At 29.8% G+C, this 19,925-nt stretch carries 15 protein-coding genes and 1 pseudogene; 2 read left to right on the top strand and 14 right to left on the bottom strand.

The features are described 5' to 3' along the window. The first annotated feature begins 581 nt into the window (after window positions 1-581). On the top strand, window positions 582-2,675 hold the full coding sequence (locus tag AXY43_RS17390) for a glutamine synthetase III family protein (RefSeq protein ID WP_023974869.1): 2,094 nt from the start codon (window positions 582-584) through the stop codon (window positions 2,673-2,675). Window positions 2,676-2,830: 155 nt separating this feature from the next. On the opposite strand, the gene AXY43_RS17385 is transcribed toward AXY43_RS17390, so the two are convergent. From AXY43_RS17385 to AXY43_RS17335, 12 genes are all read right to left on the bottom strand, one after another. Beyond that, the gene (locus tag AXY43_RS17385) at window positions 2,831-3,724 is read right to left on the bottom strand and encodes an ROK family protein (protein WP_023974868.1); all 894 of its coding nucleotides are present in this window, start codon (window positions 3,722-3,724) and stop codon (window positions 2,831-2,833) included. A 344-nt stretch (window positions 3,725-4,068) separates the two neighbouring features. Beyond that, the gene (locus AXY43_RS28040) at window positions 4,069-4,458 is read right to left on the bottom strand and encodes a helix-turn-helix domain-containing protein (RefSeq protein ID WP_236892102.1); all 390 of its coding nucleotides are present in this window, start codon (window positions 4,456-4,458) and stop codon (window positions 4,069-4,071) included. A 23-nt stretch (window positions 4,459-4,481) separates the two neighbouring features. Further along, complete coding sequence (locus tag AXY43_RS28035) at window positions 4,482-4,697, bottom strand: hypothetical protein (protein WP_236892100.1); 216 nt, start codon at window positions 4,695-4,697, stop codon at window positions 4,482-4,484. Then, on the bottom strand, window positions 4,691-5,515 hold the full coding sequence (locus tag AXY43_RS17375) for a MerR family transcriptional regulator (RefSeq protein WP_023974867.1): 825 nt from the start codon (window positions 5,513-5,515) through the stop codon (window positions 4,691-4,693). The genes AXY43_RS28035 and AXY43_RS17375 overlap by 7 nt, the downstream gene beginning before the upstream one ends. A 20-nt stretch (window positions 5,516-5,535) precedes the next feature. Further along, entirely contained in the window at window positions 5,536-6,840 is a 1,305-nt protein-coding gene (locus tag AXY43_RS17370) for an MATE family efflux transporter (protein ID WP_077869788.1), read from the bottom strand. 261 nt (window positions 6,841-7,101) lie between these two features. Continuing rightward, on the bottom strand, window positions 7,102-8,025 hold the full coding sequence (locus AXY43_RS17365) for a DMT family transporter (protein WP_023974865.1): 924 nt from the start codon (window positions 8,023-8,025) through the stop codon (window positions 7,102-7,104). A 55-nt stretch (window positions 8,026-8,080) separates the two neighbouring features. Further along, a complete protein-coding gene (locus tag AXY43_RS17360) occupies window positions 8,081-9,037 on the bottom strand; it encodes a Gfo/Idh/MocA family protein (RefSeq protein ID WP_105411873.1) in 957 nt (318 codons plus the stop codon). Window positions 9,038-9,294: 257 nt separating this feature from the next. After that, window positions 9,295-11,472 (bottom strand): Tex family protein, encoded by a 2,178-nt coding sequence (locus AXY43_RS17355; protein ID WP_105411872.1) that lies wholly within the window; start codon window positions 11,470-11,472, stop codon window positions 9,295-9,297. Between the two features lie 155 nt (window positions 11,473-11,627). Then, on the bottom strand, window positions 11,628-11,963 hold the full coding sequence (locus tag AXY43_RS17350) for a hypothetical protein (protein WP_039768503.1): 336 nt from the start codon (window positions 11,961-11,963) through the stop codon (window positions 11,628-11,630). 17 nt (window positions 11,964-11,980) lie between these two features. Then, window positions 11,981-12,892 (bottom strand): site-2 protease family protein, encoded by a 912-nt coding sequence (locus tag AXY43_RS17345; protein ID WP_077868717.1) that lies wholly within the window; start codon window positions 12,890-12,892, stop codon window positions 11,981-11,983. Between the two features lie 198 nt (window positions 12,893-13,090). After that, window positions 13,091-14,590 (bottom strand): sensor histidine kinase, encoded by a 1,500-nt coding sequence (locus AXY43_RS17340; RefSeq protein WP_023974860.1) that lies wholly within the window; start codon window positions 14,588-14,590, stop codon window positions 13,091-13,093. Continuing rightward, on the bottom strand, window positions 14,580-15,275 hold the full coding sequence (locus AXY43_RS17335; RefSeq protein WP_017213033.1) for a response regulator transcription factor: 696 nt from the start codon (window positions 15,273-15,275) through the stop codon (window positions 14,580-14,582). The genes AXY43_RS17340 and AXY43_RS17335 overlap by 11 nt, the downstream gene beginning before the upstream one ends. A gap of 194 nt (window positions 15,276-15,469) precedes the next feature. Between AXY43_RS17335 and AXY43_RS17330 the strand changes: the two genes are divergently transcribed. After that, on the top strand, window positions 15,470-15,802 hold the full coding sequence (locus AXY43_RS17330; protein ID WP_017213034.1) for a hypothetical protein: 333 nt from the start codon (window positions 15,470-15,472) through the stop codon (window positions 15,800-15,802). Between the two features lie 134 nt (window positions 15,803-15,936). Here AXY43_RS17330 and prfB read toward each other — a convergent pair. Beyond that, window positions 15,937-17,035, bottom strand: a protein-coding gene (gene prfB, locus AXY43_RS17325) for a peptide chain release factor 2 (protein ID WP_373866474.1) whose coding sequence is annotated in 2 segments (ribosomal slippage) — window positions 15,937-16,962 and window positions 16,964-17,035 — 1,098 coding nt in all. Because the reading frame shifts where the segments join, the coding sequence is not laid out codon by codon here. Window positions 17,036-17,205: 170 nt separating this feature from the next. Continuing rightward, window positions 17,206-19,763: pseudogene (gene secA, locus AXY43_RS17320) on the bottom strand (preprotein translocase subunit SecA). Window positions 19,764-19,925: the final 162 nt, after the last annotated feature.

The raw sequence follows: 19,925 nt of genomic DNA, 5'->3' as shown, positions 1-19,925 counted from the left end.
ACTAGAAACTTTTTTACTTAATATATTACCATAAAATTAAATTCAAAATAACCAAATAATTTTATAAAAAATTAATTATGTTATTTTGAACTTATATACCTTAATAATATATCTTCTATGAATAAAACCATATCAGAATAATTTCTTTAATTATAATTCTTATATTAAAATTAGTAAAAATATAATATAAACATTTAAATTTCTACTAATTTTTTACTGCAAAAAATCGGATTTTTGTATTGTACAACCTATAACAATATAGTATAATTATTATAGAAAATACTTAAGACTATGGTAGTCTTAGCAGTGTTATATATTAACTATGTTTAATTTATTAATTGAATAAGATTTTAGCAAAGGAGCTAGAGAATATTAAAATAATTCTTTAGCTTTTTATTTTTTTAATATGAATTTTTTGCCATATATGAATTTATATGGCAGAAACTTCTATGTGGCAATTTCTTATTTCTTGTTGACAATTTATCATTTATACTCTAAAATTTTTTTAAAATTATTAATGTTTTTAATTAGTTAATATTAATTTAAATAAATGTTGTGTATTCTGAAAGGGGATCTTATTAATGAACAAAATCAATGAAATTTTTGCTTCAAATGTATTCAGCGATGCTGTAATGAAAGAACGTCTTCCTAAAGCTACTTATAAAGCTTTAAAAAAGACAATTGAAAAAGGAACTACTCTTGAACCAGATGTAGCAGATGTTGTTGCAGCTGCAATGAAAGATTGGGCTGTTGAAAAAGGTGCTACTCACTTTACTCACTGGTTCCAACCTATGACTGGAATTACTGCTGAAAAGCATGATTCTTTTATAAATCCAACTTCTGACGGAAAAGTTATATTAGAATTCTCAGGAAAAGAATTAATCAAAGGTGAACCAGATGCATCTTCATTCCCTTCAGGAGGACTTAGAGCTACTTTTGAAGCTAGAGGATATACTGCATGGGATTGTACTTCACCAGCATTCCTAAAAGATGGTTCTTTATGTATACCAACTGCATTCTGTTCTTATAACGGAGAAGCTTTAGATAAGAAAACTCCATTATTACGTTCAATGGAAGCTTTAAACAAACAAGCTCTACGTGTTTTAAAAGCATTAGGTAATACTACTACTAAAAGAGTAATTACAACTGTTGGTCCTGAACAAGAGTACTTCCTAATCGATAAGTCAATGTATGATGCTCGTAAAGACCTTATCTTAACAGGAAGAACATTATTCGGAGCAAAACCTTCAAAGGGTCAAGAACTTGAAGATCATTACTTTGGAACAATCAAACAAAGAATTTCTGATTTCATGAAAGAAGTAGATGAAGAACTTTGGAAGCTTGGAATATTAGCTAAAACTAAGCATAACGAAGTTGCTCCTGCTCAACATGAGTTAGCTCCTATATTTAGCACAACAAATATATCGACTGACCATAACCAACTTACAATGGAAATAATGAAGAAAGTTGCTGCAAAACATGATTTATATTGCTTGCTTCATGAAAAACCATTCGCTGGCGTAAACGGATCAGGTAAGCATAATAACTGGTCAATGGGTACTGATGATGGAATGAATCTTCTTGAACCAGGTAAATCTCCACACGAAAATCAACAATTCCTTTTATTCCTTTGTGCTGTAATAAAAGCTGTTGATGAATATCCAAGCTTATTAAGAGTATCAGCTGCTAATGCTGGAAATGATCATAGATTAGGTGCTAACGAAGCTCCTCCTGCTATAATCTCTATCTTCTTAGGCGATCAATTAGAGGATGTATTAGAACAAATTGAAAAGGGTCCAGCTACAAGTTCTAAGTCTGCAAGTGAATTAACTATTGGAGTAAATACATTACCTCCACTTCCAAAGGATGCAACTGATAGAAACAGAACTTCTCCATTTGCGTTTACTGGAAATAAATTCGAATTTAGAATGGTTCCATCTTCTGCTTCAATTGCTGGATGTAACTTTGTATTAAATACTATAGTTGCTGAAACTTTATCTGAAATTGCAGATAAACTTGAAAAGGCTACTGATTTAGATGCTGAAATCCAAGCAATCTTAACTGATATTGTTAAGAACCATAAGAAAATTATATTTAATGGTAATGGATATTCAGATGAATGGGTTGCTGAAGCAGAAAGAAGAGGTCTTCCAAATATTCACTCAACTGTAGAAGCTGCTAAAGCTATGATAGATGAGAAGAATCAAGCTGTATTAGAAAAGCATGGAGTTTTAACTAGAGTAGAATCAACATCTCGTTATGAAATCACTTTAGAAAACTACAATAAAATTATAAATATTGAAGCTTTAACAACACTTGAAATGGCAAAACGTCAAATTATACCTGCTGTAATTCAATATACTACAAGTCTTGCTGAATCAATAAACACAATAAAGGCTACAGGTATAAATGTAGATATTTCAGTTCAAACTGAATCATTAACTGAAATTTCAACTTTATTAGCTTCATTAAATAAAAATGTTTCACTTCTTGAAAAAGCAGTTGAAAAGGCTGATAACTTCGAAGGTGATATATTCGATTTAGGAATGATGTACAGATATGAAGTATTTGAACAAATGAATACTTTAAGAGCTGATGCTGATAAGCTTGAAACTCTAGTAGACGAAGAGTTCTGGCCACTTCCAACTTATAGCGATATGTTATTCAACGTTTAATATAAAATCTTTATATAAAATGGAGCGATTCTTTTTAGAATCACTCCATTTTATATATTATTACTAAGTTAATTTATATAATGTTATTATTAGAAAAGCTAAATGCTAATGACATTCTTCCATAAAATGCCGCCAACATTTAATACAATCATATTTCATTTGCTAGTTATAAAATTGTATAGTGCTCCTATGAGATTAGCATCATTTCTAAACTTACAGCCAACTACATTAGGTAGTGGTAAATCATCAATTTCAAAACTCTTGTGATACTTGTCCACATTCCTCTTAATATATTGTATCAATATCTCTTGACTACTTATCCCTCCACCGATTGCAAATATTTCCGGATCTAATATACACTGTAAATTAAAAATTTGTACTGCTAGCTTATAAGTGAAATCATCTAAAATTTCAAGAATATCTGGATCGTTGTTATTTGCATATTCAAATATTTTATACCCATCTAATTCATCTGGCTGAAGACTTTTTACCTTTGCAACTTCATTTATCAATGCTTTAGAACCACTTATAGATCCCCAACACTCATCCGTGTTCTCAGTATTATTTACATTTGTATTTATAAAACTAAACTCACCTGCAAAGAAGTTTTTTCCTTTATGGATTTTCTTATTTCGAACTATTCCTCCACCTACACCTGTTCCTAGTACTATTACAACTCCATCATCGAAATCTTTTAAACTTCCTTTCCAAACCTCTGCTAAAGCTGCACATTTTCCATCATTCTCTATTGTAATCTTTGTCGGACATCTTTCTTTAAGAATTTTTACAATCTCTTTACCTTCATTATATGATAGTGCACCACCTGTATAAGCATAGCCTTTTTCACTATCTAATACTCCTGGCATACTTATAGCCATTCCTTCTATATCATCTTTATATATATCATAGATTTCGCCTATTACATCTATAAAACTTTCAATTTTATCAAGTGGTGTTGGTTTTTTACCCCTTTCAATAAACTCCAAATCCTCTGTCATCAGTGCATACTTAATAGAACTTCCACCTACATCTAACACTAAATATCTCATCTCTACACCTCTCATTATTATACTTAAAATTTAATTCACCCAAACTCTATGTCCTAATACTTACCAAAATAACGTTTACTAAAATAATCATAGCATAATGTTAAACCTCTTTCAATTCAAAGTAAGTAACCTCAAATCATCTCAATTACCAATAAAAAAGCTCTCTCAACTTTTCATTAAGATAGCTTCTTCATTCAATTATGCATTATATATGTTTTAAAAGAGATTAACCCATTAAAATTTATTCTAAACTATAGCACTGCTGAATAAATAATCTTTAAATATAAATTAAATTATTTAAAAGTTATATATTCCTTTCATTTCAACTTAGAAACTTTTCTAATTTAAGTAAATCTAAAATTGTTAATTCTGTTCATTTTATATTCTCTAGGCGTCATTCCAAATTTTTTCTTGAATATCTTGTAAAAGTATGTTGGATTCTCATATCCTACAAACTCAATTATTTCAATAATCGAATACTCAGTTAATTTGATTAATTCAACTGCTTTGCTTAACTTTTTTTCTTTCAATAATTCTTTAAAAGTCATTTTAGTATGTATCTTTATAAATTTGCTAAATTTATAATCTGGTTGATTTAATTTTTCTGAGAGTTCTAGCAGAGTAGCTGTACTATAAAATTCCTCTATGTATTTAAGACTCTGAATTATCAACATCTTCTCATAGTTATCCACAGAATATGTCTCTATATCCTGTGAATTTTTTACTAACTCCACTAATAAAAGCCCTACTAGCAATTTTATTGTCGCTTTTTCATTATCGAATTAGTATACAGCTCAATTATTATTTTTTCTAATAACTCTTGAATATTTTTTCTTTCAGAAGCTTTAAAATATAGATATTCTCCTTCATCATAATCTGTATAAATACTTCTATCTACAGAATTCTCTCCATTTAAAATTCTTAATTCTTCATCTGTCAGAGCAATCAGTTTATCATGAATTTCTTTTAACATATGTTAATTCTTTTTTTCATTATCTCAAGCTTCATCAAAGTATTCTCTTTTCCATCTTCATTTACTTGAGGAAGGATATACACTTCATGGAAATCGCCACTTATCTTAATATTATTCTTATTTATATAATCAATAATTTTATTATAATATTTCTTATTTTCAAAACATCCACCTTCAAAATATATTGTTATATACTCTCCCTCTGGTAAGACAATTGCCCTTCCTTCATTTTTTAACATTCTTACATAATTATTTGTCATTATATTCTTATAAACCATCTTTTCTTTTAACTCATCATAGGAAACCATTGAGGATAATTCATAACTTAATTTTTCTAGCTGATTTTCACTATTAGGCATTACTTTTCTATAATTAATTTCCAATTCATCAATAGTGGCTGAAACGCAATCATAACTTATATATTCCCTTTTTTCATTATATTTAATAAATATTTTATCAGTTTCATATTCAATAATTGAAGAAACTGTGTTTTTCATATACTCTAAGTGATTTTTTATTATTTCCATTTCTAATAGTTTATTTTCCAAAACCTCTTGCTGAAAATTTATCATATCAAGTTTTTCTTCCATAGAAGTGCTTCTACCCATTAATTTTTTTATTTCATTTAGGGATAATCCCAATGTCTTATAATATTTAATCACATCCATTTGAAAAAATTGTTCTATACTATAATATCTATATTGGCTTTTTTCACTAATGACCTTTGGTTTTAGCAAGCCTATTTTGTCATAATATCTCAGTGTCTGAATTGATATGTTATTCAATTTTGACATTTCCCCAATAGAAAAATTACTCAATATTTATCCCCCTTGCCACCTTATACTGATATAGCTTTTTTTGTATTAGTTTTTGTATTAGTAACAATGTTTACTGCTAAAAACGTTAATATTTCTGAAAAAATCATACTAGCCCATATTCCATTTGTACCATAATAATGTGCAGCTAAAAATAAAATTACTGGCAAAAATACAAAAGATCTAAAAGCACAAATTAAGTTAGAGAACTTTGGCATTTCTATAGATTGATAGTACATCGATGTGCTTAAATTTAATCCTGTGAAAAAATAAGCTAAATTAGTCATATTAAGTCCAATATACGCTATATTTATTAATTCCTTATCTGTTGTAAACAAACCTATAAGATTTCTTCCAAATATAAAGCATACTAAGGTAAACAATAAGTTTACCGAGACTGACGCTATTAGTGCAAACTTATAAAATGTAAACATCTTTTTTGTCTCCCTCGCTCCAAAATAGTAACTTATTAATGGTTGGGCTCCTAAACTAACACCTAGAAGCATCATATAAATATTTGTAGTTATATAATTTATTATACTATATGACGCAATTCCTTCCTCTCTCATATAGATTCCTAAAACTATATTATAGAAGAATATTATTATCGAAAAGGCTGCTTCTGCAAAAAACGATGGGAAACCTATGGTAATAATCTCTTTAACCACTTTCATTTCCAGCTTCACATTTCCAAAAGTTAATTGACCTTTCTTCTTTAAAAAATGAGGCAGTATTATAGCTATTGTCGCTACTTGCCCAAGTCCAGTAGCAATAGCGGCGCCCCTAACACCCATATTTAAAGGAAATATAAATATATAATCTAATAATATATTTACCACTGTACCAGCTATCGTTGATATCATAGCTAACTTAGGACCTCCATCATTTCTAATGAATCCATTCAAAGTTATTCCTAACAAACTAGGTATACAAAACAATGAATAGTATCTCAAAAATTCTGCCGATAACTCCTTCAAATTTTCAGTCGCCCCCAAAAGAACTACTATGTACTCCGAAAAAACTATAAATACAAAACTAATAATACTACTTAATATTATAATTGATTTAAATGCTTGGCGAAAAATATATACTGCCCTTTCTTTATCTTTAGCTCCAAAGTTTTTAGAAACTAGAGCACCTCCGCCAACTGCAAACATTGTAGCTATTCCAAATAAAACTATTGTAGCTGGCATTGCAATTGCAACTGCTGCTAACCCCAAATCTCCTACACCTCGACCTACAAAAATACCATCTATAACTGTATATAATGACGATACAAACATAGCCGATGCTGATGGAATAGAGTATTTTAAAAACTTTTTAAACATATTTTTATCTTCCCTTTACAAACATATTTCCTAATATAAATTATAAAGTCTATAGTTGGAATAGAGTCAACCTCTTTATAAAAGAAGACTTGCCTAAAAGCAAGTCCTCTTTTATAAAATCACATCCATAATAATCTTATATCAATCCCAAATCAATATCTCCTTATTTAGAATTTAATTATGCATCCATTCTCATAAGTTAAAAGATTTCCTTACAAAAATTGAGCTTTCTAAATATATGTTATACACAATATCCCAATTCTACTTTTCTTTCTTAACTCTATAAACTAGAAATATTCCATAACAAACTAAAATAAGCGCTATTAATATCTTAATATCAAATATATTTTCTCCTAATATTAATGCTGATAACAATGTTCCAAATACCGGTATTAAAAAATTAAATACTGATATTAATCCTACTTTGTTATATTTTAATAATTGCGTCCAAACAGCAAAGGCTATTGATGATAGTAATGCCATATATATAAGTAGTAATGTTGATTTCGCTGTAAATCCTTCTAAGCTACCTCCTAATGCAAATCCTAATGCAGTAAGAAGAATTCCTCCTATAAATAGCTGAAAACCAGTTACTATCGAAGGTTCTTGAGTTTGCGTTATCTTCTTCCCATATATTGCAGACACAGCAAATATTATTGCAGCAATCATTATAAACCCCTCACCTTTAAAAGTGACAGATGTTCCTCCTAATGATTCTCCATTTAAATTAACAATTACTACTCCTATAAATCCAATAACGCATCCTATTATCTTATTTAAATTTAACCTATCATTCTTATATATAAAATGAGCTAGAATTATACTTACAAAAGTTCCTGTTCCATTTATTATAGATCCTCTAACCCCTGTAGTATATGACATTCCCACATAGAAGAATATATATTGAAGTGCAGTTTGAGTTAAACCTAATAAAGTTATCTGACCAAATTGCTTTCTAGTAAATTTAAATATAACTCTTTTTGATATAAGCTCAAATATGAGTATAAAAATACCTGCAAGTGTAAACCTATATCCGGCAAAAATTAATTTAGAGCCTACATCACTTATATTAAATAGTGAATATCCAACTTTTATAGCCGGATATGCACTTCCCCATAAAAAGCAACACAATGTTGCTAAAAGTACAATATTTTTTCTGTTAGTATAAACTTTTACTTCATCCATTTTATATGTTTCTCTCTCCCGCCTAATCATTGTAAGTAGTTCATCCAATCACTTTTTATTCCGCATTCATTCTAATTCTATCTAATACTTCCATAACTCGAATTGATTCATTTAAAGTTAAATAATCACTTTCAAGCTTCGACTCTTTTAAACAGTTATGAACTTCTTTAATCTCTGCATACATGTCATCAAATTCTATATCTTTTTCAATTGTATACGACTTGCCCGAATTTAGATTAACAACAGCTTTGTTTGGTCTATTATACATCGGAATCTCCATCCATCCCTTTGTTCCTCTAATAATAGCTGTCCTTTCTTTATTTCTATCAATTGCCCCTTCTACAGTTCCTATTACTCCATCTTCAAAAGAAAGTATTGCTTTAAAATAGGAATCGACTCCTGATTCATTTATATCTATGTAAGATTTGACACTTTTAACCTCTGAATCGATCATATCCATTACAAATGACAATGGATAAATTCCTACATCTAGTAACGCCCCACCTTGGTCTTTATCTAATAAATACGATCCCGGTTTAATGTTTTCTACATTATTGCAAAAATTAGCTTCTATAGCCGTTATATCTCCAATCTCTTTATTTCTTATCATTCTCTTAATATCACTAATTATCGGAACAAACCTTGTCTTCATTGCTTCCATAAAGAATGTATTATTTAACACAGCTTCTTTTTTTATTTCCTTCATTTCTTCCGAATTTATCCCTACAGGCTTCTCACAAAGCACAGCCTTTTTATGCTTTAAAGCTTCGATGGACCAGTGTTTATGAAAGCCGTGAGGCAATGCTATATATACAGCATCCACTTCTTCATCTCTTAATAATTCATTATAATTTTCATAAACTTTCTCGCAATTATACTTATCATAAAATTCATCACGTTTTTCCTTAGTTCTAGATGCTATAGCATATAGTTTACCTTCATTAGAATATGATAAACTCTTTGCAAATCTCAAAGCTATATTTCCAAGTCCTATAATTCCCCATCTAATCATTACTTTTCCTCCTTATTATAAACCTACAATTTTATTCATCTTTATTTATTAAAAATACTATTCTATATTACTATATCATACTCTCCATTCATACACGCTAATCGCTAGTACAAAAATATCCACAATACTTAGAACATATTAAATAATTATTAGTATGCAATCATATATTTCTTCCTATAAAAAATTTGTAAGCAGAAAAGTCTTAAGAATGAACATATTCATACTCTTAAGACTTTAAATTTAATTTATTATGTTAGCTATACTTCTGCTGATTTATCAATATCTTTCATAGTTAATGATATTCTCTTTCTCTTTTCATCAACTTCCAATATCGCTACCTTTACTATATCTCCAACTTTAACTATATCTAAAGGATGCTTTACAAATCTATTTGCCATTTGACTTTTGTGAACTAATCCATCTTGATGCACTCCTATATCTACAAATGCTCCAAAATCAGATACATTCCTAACAGTTCCAGCTAAAACCATACCAGGTTTTAAGTCCTTAAGTTCTATTATTCCCGTTTTTAGTATTGGCTTTGGCATTTCTTCTCTAGGATCTCTGCCTGGCTTCTTTAATTCTTTTATTATATCCTTTAGAGTCATCTCTCCAACTTCCAATGTTTCACTTAATTTTTTTAATCCTTGAGATTGAGCTCTTTCATCAATGTCACCTAATTTATTATTCTTAAGGTCTTCTTTATTGTAACCAAGTAATTCTATTAACTTCTTAGCTATAGCATAAGACTCTGGATGCACAGATGTATTATCCAAAGATTCTTTGCTATCATCAACTCTTAAAAATCCAGCACATTGCTCATAAGCCTTTTGACCTAATCTCTTAACTTTTAATAGTTCTTTTCTTGAAGTGAATCTTCCTACTTCTTCTCTATAGTCAACAATATTTTTAGCGATAGATGCATTTATTCCGGAAATATGTGTTAAAAGCGATGGTGTTGCTATATTTAAGTCAACTCCAACAGTGTTAACTGAGTCTTCTACTACACCTGCTAAGGATTCTTCTAACTTTTTAGGAGTGACATCGTGCTGATATTGTCCTACTCCTATAGCCTTAGGATCTATCTTAACTAGTTCCGCAAGTGGATCTTGCAACCTTCTTCCTATTGAAATTGCTCCTCTTACTGTAACATCTAAATCTGGATATTCCTTAGTTGCAAGTTCTGATGCTGAATAAACTGACGCTCCTGCTTCAGATACTATTACATATGCTAATTCTTTTCCAGTTTCATTTTTTATTTCCGTAATCATTTCTGCAATAACTTCTTCTGATTCTCTTGATGCTGTACCATTTCCAAGGGATATAACATCAACATTATGTTTAGCAATAAGAGCTTTTAAAGTTCTCTTTGTTCCTTCGATATCTCTTTTAGGCACTGTAGGATATACTGCTGTATTTTCTAAAAACTTTCCTGTTGCATCTAGAATCGCTATTTTACAGCCAGTTCTAAATCCTGGATCATATCCCATTACTACTTTTCCTTTAATAGGCGCTTGTAATAACAATGCTTTCAAGTTTTCTTTAAATATCTTAATAGCACCTTCTTCACCTATATCAGTTAATTCACTTCTTATTTCTCTTTCTATGGATGGATAAATTAATCTTTTTAACGAATCTCTAATTGCAAGTTTTAATTTTTCATCTAAAGTTTCATTGCCTTTTAATACTTGATTTTCTAAGTATTGAATTATCTTATCTTCATTAACAGTTATCTTAACATTTAGGATTTTTTCTTTTTCTCCTCTGTTTATAGCTAATATTCTGTGAGGTGGTATCTTATTTACTGCTTCAGAATATTCATAATACATTTCATATGGAGTTGGTTCATCTGAACTTCCCTTTGATTCTATATTACCTTCTCTAATAACAAATTCTCTTATATACTTTCTGTACTTAGCTTCATCAGAAATGCTTTCAGCTATTATATCTAAAGCTCCTTGGATAGCTTCTTGACTATTTGTAACTCCCTTTTCTTCACTTATATACTTAGCTGCCTCTTCATCTAGGTCCCCACTTAATTTTCCTTCCAAAATTAGTTCTGCAAGAGGCTTTAATCCCTTTTCTACTGCTATTGTTGCTTTTGTTCTCTTTTTAGGTTTAAAAGGTCTATATATATCTTCAACTTCTGTTAAGGTCGTTGCATTCTCTAAAGCTTTTCCTATTTCATCAGTATATTTTTCTTGTTCTTGTATAAGCCTTGTAACATCAGCTTTTCTTTCCTCTAAATTTCTTAGATACGTAAGTCTTTCAGATAATTTTCTTAAGACTTCATCTGAAAGTCCTCCTGTTGCTTCTTTTCTATATCTTGAAATAAATGGAACTGTATTTCCATCATCTAAAAGTCCAATAACATTTTGAACCTGACTTAACTTTATTTCTAATTCTTTTGCGATTCTTTCTTCAATTGAATTCATAATTTCCTCCTGCTTATATTAAATTACCTAAATAGTCATTGCCACAACAATACTATTTTACCATATAAATCATTATTGCCATTACTATTTTTAGTAATGGCAATAATCCTATATCACTATTAATATTATAAACTTATTTTAATTGAAAGCAATAATTATATATATTTTTCTTCTACAGTTGTCCTCACTTTCAGTTTCCCATTTTCCTTACTAATCTCAAGAATTAATTTTCTTAAATCTTTTTTGCTCAATTCATTATATACTACGATTTCTTGTTTTTGCCCATCGTTATAATAGCAGAGTTTAAGCTCTGTTACTCCATTCAAATAACTTAAAACTAAAGTCTTAACTACTTGCCCATCCTTTCTTATATTCGATATTTTTAATGGATGTTTTTCTATTCCCTCAAAGCTTAAATATATATCCTTTAAGTCTTCACCTGTCAAGTTTTTAATAAGAATATCTTTTGTTCCTGGTATATTAAAATACATATTTACCCCTCCAATTTTTATTGAATAATTACAGAAGAATGAATCCCATGGATATATGTTATTCCAAGTCCCAAAAGTAACATTAATCCGAAATAACTTAATGCAAACATACACCTAATAGATGTCTTTACTTCATAATACGATTTATCTGAATTTCTATATTGTTCAATAACTTTTGCAATTCCAAGTATAAGTAATAATACAATAATTGGATTGAAAGCCTTGAAGAGAGCAATTATACCAATTGGTATTCCTATGAGCCATAACTTTGGTGATATAGCCGAAACCACTCTTCCACCATCAAGTGGATGAACAGGTATAAGATTAAATAGATTTAACATAAAACCTACATAGGCTAGTGCTGCCAAAAAGTCTTCTCCAGATATAAAGTAAAACAACAAACAAATTAGTGCACCTATACTTCCTAACACAGGCCCTCCTATAGCAACTTTCGCTTCTGTTGCTGCATCTTTAGGTTCTTCTTTCATGCTAATAAAAGCACCTACAAAAGGAATGAAAACTGGAAGGCTTACATCCAATTTAATTAATTTAGCCGTAAGATAATGTCCCATTTCATGAATCAAAAGCAGTAATACAAAGCCAACTCCAAATGCCACTCCATACATCTTAGCGTATATGACGATCATTAGTATCATAGATATAAAGGTAGATGCAAATTTACCAAGCTTTAATAATATTATTAAGAATTTTAATTTTCCTAGCACTAAAAATAAAATAGCTTTAAATTTCAAAAGTACTAATAGAAAAGCTCCTACTACTCCTAAAATTCCTTTTTTATCTTTTAATTTTGCAACTAAACCATTTTCCTCAAAGTGTTCTTCCGTATTAATGGTATCAGTTTCTTCTTTCAAATTATCATAATCTATGTTTGAATCAATATTTTCTAATTCATTTTTATCGTTGTCCATAAATTTTCCTTCTCTTTCTTATACATGATATTAAAGCATTAAGCTAAAGTTACTTTTAATAAACTATACTAAGAATAATGTATAATGCCTGCTCAAACTCCTCCTCCACTATACTTAGTATAAATGCATTTTATTAAAAGATGCTTACAACAATATTAAATTAACCTAAAAAATAAATTGCTAATCCAAGCTTTAAATTTAGATTTTATTCTTAAACACAACAAGTGGCAACATGATCTCAAAAGTTGTCCCTATTCCACTATCTATAATTCTAATATCACCATTATGTTTATTTAATATTTTCTTTGTGATAGATAATCCAAGTCCTGTTCCTCCAGTTTTTGAGTTTCTTGATTTATCAACTCTAACAAATGGGTTAAATATATTTTCTCTGTATTTTTGAGGAATACATTCGCCGTTATCTGATAATATAATGTAGAAATAATTCTCTCTCACTTCTGTCTTTACTCCTATTCTACTTCCTACAGGATTGTATTTAACTTTATTGTCTAAAACATTATTTATAGCTCTAGATAACTTTTCTTCATTTATCATTACATAATAGGGCTCTTCAATTATTTCAAAATCATATTCGAATTTTTTATGATCAAATTCTAGAATATAGTTTGCTATTATTTGCCTAACAAATTCAGCTATATCTGCTTTTACTGTAATCATTTTATAATCAGAATTATCATATAATGAAAATTCAAACAGGTCTGTTATTAATTTATTTGCTCTTTGTGAATTCTTATTTATTATGTTTAAGTATTCTAACTTTTCCTTTTCATCTAAATCATTATTATTAATTAAAATCTCACTATATCCTAAAATCGATGAAAGAGGGTTTTTTAAATCATGCGATATATCTAATATTAAATCCTCTTTTATCTTCTGTAATTTTTCATTTTGACTTTTTTCATTTTGTATAGTTCCTGCCATCATATTAAATCCATTTGCTAATTCAAGAAATTCATTCTTTTTATCTATATCTAAACGTATATTATAATTGCCATGAGATATCTCTATTACTCCAGCCAATAATGTCTTTATTGGTTTTATAAATGCGCTAGAAGTTGCTTTAGCTAAAATATACACTATTGAGAGAATTAATAGAACATTGAACGCACCCATTATTTTTATTATTAGATTATGAGGAATTACTTTGGTGATTCTATTCGGCTTTGTAATCTCTGAATACGGGAATCCAACTACCACTAAAGAATCTTCTTCTTTTAGATACTTGCTATATAGTGAATATTTAACATTATCTTTTGTTTCAATTATTGAATTATTGAAATCTGATAATGCAAACATTGTTCTAATATCATCATTTAGTGATTCTTCATTATCCTTTGTTAATCCAAATAAATACATATAGCTTTGCAAATTTATATTTTTAAATTCCTCGATAACATGTCCCCTCATGTAAAGAACTTTATTATCATTATTTATTTTTACCATAAAACCATCTATATCAGACAAATCCCCATCAGTTATACTCGTATAATCTTTTACAAGCTTATTTTGTAGCCCTCCAAAATAAGAATTATATGTATTAGGTCCGCATAAAGTTCCATAAACAACAATTGAGCCAATAATCGCTATTAATAGTATTATGTTTATAGCTATATATCCCAAAAAATATATAAAAAATAACTCTGTTGTAACACTCCTTTTTATTCTTTTAGCTTTCATGCATTGCAACCCTCTCAATTTTATAACCTATCCCTCTTATGGTTTTTATGTAGATTGGATTCTTAGGATCATCTTCTATTTTCTCTCTAATATGACTTAAATGAACCATTATATTATTAGAGTCTCCGAAATAAGCTTCCTCCCATACTTCTTCATATATTTGTTTCTTAGTAAATACTTTCCCTAAATTTGAAACTAATAACTTTAAAATCTTGAATTCCTTTGGATTTAGATCAATCTTTCTGTTCCCCTTATAAACTTCAAAAGTCTCAGTAAATAGCTTTAACTCTCCTGTCGAATAAATTACATCCTTATGCTCAGCATATTTGTAGCATCTTCTGAGATTAGATGCCACTCTTGCAGATAACTCTATCGGACTTATAGGCTTTACTAAATAATCGTCAGCTCCAAGTCCTAAAGCCAAAACTTTATCAGAATCATTCCCCATCGCTGTAATACAGATTATAGGAATAGTAGAGATGGCTCGTACCTTTTGTATCACTGAAATCCCATCAACATTTGGCATCATTATATCTAATAAAATTAAATCTATTTTTTTATTTTCAAATATATTTAAAGCTTCTCGTCCATCGGAAGCTTCATAAACTTCATAGTCTTCCTTTCTCATATGCAATGAAATAAGATTTCTAATATCCCTTTCATCCTCAACTATTAGAATATTCATAAATTCAACTCCTCCACTAATATGAATATATTTTATCATATTTATATACCATTTTAGGAATTAATTTCAATTATTAATTCTGATATTATATGCCAATCATATAAGAATACTTATTTTATATAAATTTGTTATTGATTGAATAAAGATCTAACGGTATAATTATTATGTAAATAATTACCAGAGGTGATGGGTTTATGGTTAAAAATATTAGTAGAATTTGCTCTTTCTCATTATTATTTTTACTCTCAATACTTGCTTTAAACGAATTTCAAATAATGAGTTACTCAGTTAACTTAAAAAATATATTTTACTTTCTAGTATTAATTTTGATTATGTTTTCGTCTGTTACAACTCTTCTAACAAACAAATCAGGCTTTTTTAAATTTGTTAGTGTAGTAATAATGACAGCATTGGTAGTTGGGGGAATCATGTCTATACTAAAACCTGGACTTAATATTTCCCTATATGTGTGCATAATTCTTATTGCCGTCTATTCTTTAATCGATATATTCTATAAAGCTGCTTAGCTATACAGATATGCCAGTTTATTTTTACTATTTATTTTATATAAACTTTACTTTTAGAATTTCTCTTAACAAAAAGACTTCTATCATAAAATCATTTGATAGAAGCCTTTTTCATTAAGAGAATATATATTCTTTTATTGTTGCTTTAGATATGCATTTATAAACATATCGATCTCACCATCCATTACTGATGTAACATTTGATGTTTCGACATTAGTTCTATGATCTTTGACCATACTGTATGGATGAAATACGTATGATCTTATTTGACTTCCCCATCCCATATCTTTTAATTCTCCGGTTAAATCCTCAATTTTTTCTTTATGTGCTCTTTCTTTCAGCTCGACTAGTTTAGACTTCAACATTTCCATAGCTGTATCCCTGTTAGAAAATTGACTTCTTTCATTTTGGCACTGTACAACTATTCCAGTTGGAATATGAGTTATCCTAACTGCTGAGTCCGTTTTATTAACATGCTGGCCTCCGGCTCCTCCTGATCTATAAGTATCTATCTTTAAATCATCAGATCTTATCTCTATATCTTGTTCCTTTGTAAGTTCCGGAAGAACTTCCATAGATGCAAATGATGTTTGTCTTTTACCATTGGCGTTATATGGGGATATTCTAACCAGCCTGTGAATACCTTTCTCCGCTTTTAAGTAACCATATGCATATTCCCCAGTAACTTTTAAAGTAACGCTTTTAATTCCAGCTTCATCTCCAGGAAGCAAATCTAGAGTTTCAATACTATAGCCTTGTTTTTCACACCATCTTGTATACATTCTTAAAAGCATTTCTGTCCAATCGTTAGCATCAGTACCTCCAACACCAACATGAAGCGTCAAAATGGCATTGTTTTTATCATATTCTCCGCATAGTAGTACTTTCATATTATAGTCATCAATCTGTTCTTGTATATCTCTTAAAGTTTGTATTATTTCATTAGCAGATTCTTCATCATCATCTTCCATGATTTCTTTTAGTACTTCTATATCTTCAATCTGAGACTTCAGCTTATCGAAATTTTCAATTTTATCTTTTATCAATTTACTCTTTTTTGTAACTTCTTCTGCCCTTTTTATATCATCCCAGAAACCTGCTTCTTGCATTTGATATTCTAACTCATTGAGCTCCTTTTCTAACCTATCTCGGTCAAAGTGAAGCCCCCATTTCTTCTATAGATTTTTTTATACCTGGAAGTTTAACCAATTCCTTTTCAAGTTCAATTATCATCTATTATTCACCTCTTTCAAAAAATCCAGTATTAATAAGAATTCCGCAGAAGCCTTCTTAAAACTGTATTTAATTCTAAATAACAATTCTTCAAACCTCTACGGAATTTATTATATCATATTTATCATTTTTCAAACTCTTTAGAGCTTATTACAAAGTTTCAAACTTGTTTATGCTTCTCTTCCACAACAATTTTTAAATTTCTTACCGCTACCACAAGGGCACAATTCATTTCTTCCATGCTTATCTAGATTTCTAACTGGAGCTACTGGCCCTGCACTAGGTCCACCTGGTTGATTTTGTCCTGGCCCTGGAGCAGCAGCACTTGAAGATTCCTCATGAATTGCTGCAGTTTCTTGAGCAACCCTTACTCTTTCTGGTGCAACTTCTATTCTAACATGGAATAATAGTCTAACTGTTTCTTCCTTGATTGCTTTAATCATATCATTAAACATTTCGCTACCTTCCATTTGGTACGCTTGAACTGGATCAATTTGTTTGAATGATTGAAGCCCTATACCTTGTTTTAAATGATCCATATTATCTATATGATTCATCCATTTAGTATCAACAGCTCTTAAAAGAACAACTCTTTCAACTTCTCTTAATCTTTCTGCACCAAACTCTTCTTCCTTTTGTTCATAGAACTTACGTGCTGATTCAAATAAGCTTTCGATTATTTCCTCATTTGACAGATTTTCAAGACTAGGTAAATTAACTGTACCTGGCGCTATACATATATCTTGTAAAGCAACCATTAGATGCAAGAATTCTTCTCTATAATCTTCTGATTCACCTGTAACATAAGTATTAACAGCATCAGCAATAATATCCTTTGTCATTGATAATATTTCTTCTTTTACATCTTCGCCTTCAAGAACTTCTGATCTTTGTTTGTAGATAACTTCTCTTTGGATATTCATTACATCGTCATAACCCAATAATTGTTTTCTAATATCGAAGTTATTACCTTCAACCTTCTTTTGAGCATTCTCAATAGCTTTTGAAACCATTTTGCTTTCAATTGCTTCTTCTTCTTGAAGTCCTAATTTTTCAACAACACCTTGAATTTTTTCTGATCCGAATATTCTCATTAGATCATCTTCTAAGGAAATAAAGAATGTTGATTCACCTGGATCTCCTTGTCTTCCTGAACGTCCTCTTAACTGGTTATCTATTCTTCTTGATTCATGTCTTTCAGTACCTATTATTTTAAGACCACCAAGTTCAACTACACCTTCGCCAAGCTTGATATCAGTACCTCTACCTGCCATATTAGTAGCTATGGTAACCATACCCTTTTCACCAGCATGACTTATTATTTCAGCTTCTTGTTCATGGAATTTAGCATTTAATACTTGATGTGGTACTCCTTTTTTCTTAAGCATACTTGATACAAGTTCAGACTTTTCAATACTTACTGTACCAACTAACACTGGTTGCCCTTTAGCATGAGCTTTTTCAACCTCTGAAGCAACTGCCTTTATTTTTCCAAGCTCTGTGCTAAATACTAAGTCTGGATTATCTTTTCTTGCTATTGGTCTATGTGTTGGTATAACAATAACATCTAACCCGTAAATTTCTCTAAATTCATTTTCTTCTGTTAATGCAGTACCAGTCATACCTGATAACTTTTTATACATTCTAAAATAGTTTTGGAATGTTATAGTAGCCAAAGTTTTTGATTCTCTAGCGATTTTAACTCCTTCTTTAGCTTCTATCGCTTGATGAAGACCATCTGAATACCTTCTTCCCTCCATAAGTCTTCCTGTAAATTCATCAACAATTATTACTTCGCCATCTTTAACCATGTAATCTTTGTCTCTTCTCATAGCAAAGTTTGCTTTTAACGCTTGAGTTACATAGTGTTGTAATTCAATATTTTCAGCATCTGCATAATTGGCTACTTTAAATGTTACTTCTGCTTTTCTAACACCTTCATCAGTTAACATTACTGCATTTGCTTTTTCATCTCTAGTAAAATCTTTCTCGCAACTAACTTCTTTGCAAAATAGTCTGCAACTTTATAAAATTCAGTAGATTTTTCACCTTGACCTGAAATTATAAGCGGAGTTCTAGCTTCATCTATTAATATTGAGTCAACTTCATCGACTACAGCAAAATTTAATGGTCTTTGAACTCTTTCCTCTTTGTAAATAACCATGTTATCTCTTAAGTAGTCAAATCCAAATTCATTATTAGTTCCATAAGTGATATCTGACGCATATGATTCTCTTCTTTGATCATTATTTAATTCATGTACAATAACACCTGTAGTTAATCCTAAGAAACCATATAACTCACCCATCTGCTCAGCATCTCTTTTTGCAAGATAGTCGTTAACTGTTACTATGTGAACACCATTTCCACTTAACCCATTTAAGTACGCTGGTAAAGTAGCAACTAGAGTTTTACCTTCACCTGTTTTCATTTCTGATATTCTACCTTGATGAAGTATCATACCACCCATAAGTTGTTCATCATAGTGCTTCATTCCTAAAACTCTTTTTGAAGCTTCTCTTACAACTGCGAATGCTTCTGGTAAAATATCATCTAATGTTTCACCATTTGCTAATCTTTCTTTAAATGCTGGAGTTTTTGCCTTTAACTCCTCATCAGAAAGCTTTTGCAGCTCTTCATCTAGATCATTTATTTTTTGTATAGTAGGTTTGAGCCTTTTAACTTCTCTTTCACTATATGTTCCAAATACGGCATTTAATAGTCCCATAATGTCATCCTTTCGAAATTATATATTTCACGTTAATTTCCAATATATTTTAACTATCCATAATTCATAATCTGTAATTTATTTTATAAATCACGTATTTTATAATTATAACATTTTACTTATCTTATTTTCAATAAAACTCATGATTTTTGTATTAAATCC

Origin of the sequence: Clostridium sp. MF28 (assembly GCF_002969175.1) — a bacterium.
In the GTDB taxonomy this organism is placed as follows: domain Bacteria; phylum Bacillota; class Clostridia; order Clostridiales; family Clostridiaceae; genus Clostridium; species Clostridium beijerinckii.
The sequence above is the reverse complement of the archived record's forward strand: the minus strand, read 5'-3'. Positions and strand labels throughout refer to the sequence as shown.

Coding starts and splice junctions, on each gene's coding strand:
- AXY43_RS17365 (WP_023974865.1), bottom strand. CDS start 8,025: ATGGATGAAGTAAAAGTTTATACTAACAGAAAAAATATTGTACTTTTA.
- AXY43_RS17345 (WP_077868717.1), bottom strand. CDS start 12,892: ATGGACAACGATAAAAATGAATTAGAAAATATTGATTCAAACATAGAT.
- AXY43_RS17370 (WP_077869788.1), bottom strand. CDS start 6,840: ATGTTTAAAAAGTTTTTAAAATACTCTATTCCATCAGCATCGGCTATG.
- AXY43_RS17340 (WP_023974860.1), bottom strand. CDS start 14,590: ATGAAAGCTAAAAGAATAAAAAGGAGTGTTACAACAGAGTTATTTTTT.
- AXY43_RS17385 (WP_023974868.1), bottom strand. CDS start 3,724: ATGAGATATTTAGTGTTAGATGTAGGTGGAAGTTCTATTAAGTATGCA.
- AXY43_RS17355 (WP_105411872.1), bottom strand. CDS start 11,472: ATGAATTCAATTGAAGAAAGAATCGCAAAAGAATTAGAAATAAAGTTA.
- AXY43_RS17335 (WP_017213033.1), bottom strand. CDS start 15,275: ATGAATATTCTAATAGTTGAGGATGAAAGGGATATTAGAAATCTTATT.
- AXY43_RS17330 (WP_017213034.1), top strand. CDS start 15,470: ATGGTTAAAAATATTAGTAGAATTTGCTCTTTCTCATTATTATTTTTA.
- AXY43_RS28035 (WP_236892100.1), bottom strand. CDS start 4,697: ATGTTAAAAGAAATTCATGATAAACTGATTGCTCTGACAGATGAAGAA.
- AXY43_RS17350 (WP_039768503.1), bottom strand. CDS start 11,963: ATGTATTTTAATATACCAGGAACAAAAGATATTCTTATTAAAAACTTG.
- AXY43_RS17390 (WP_023974869.1), top strand. CDS start 582: ATGAACAAAATCAATGAAATTTTTGCTTCAAATGTATTCAGCGATGCT.
- AXY43_RS17360 (WP_105411873.1), bottom strand. CDS start 9,037: ATGATTAGATGGGGAATTATAGGACTTGGAAATATAGCTTTGAGATTT.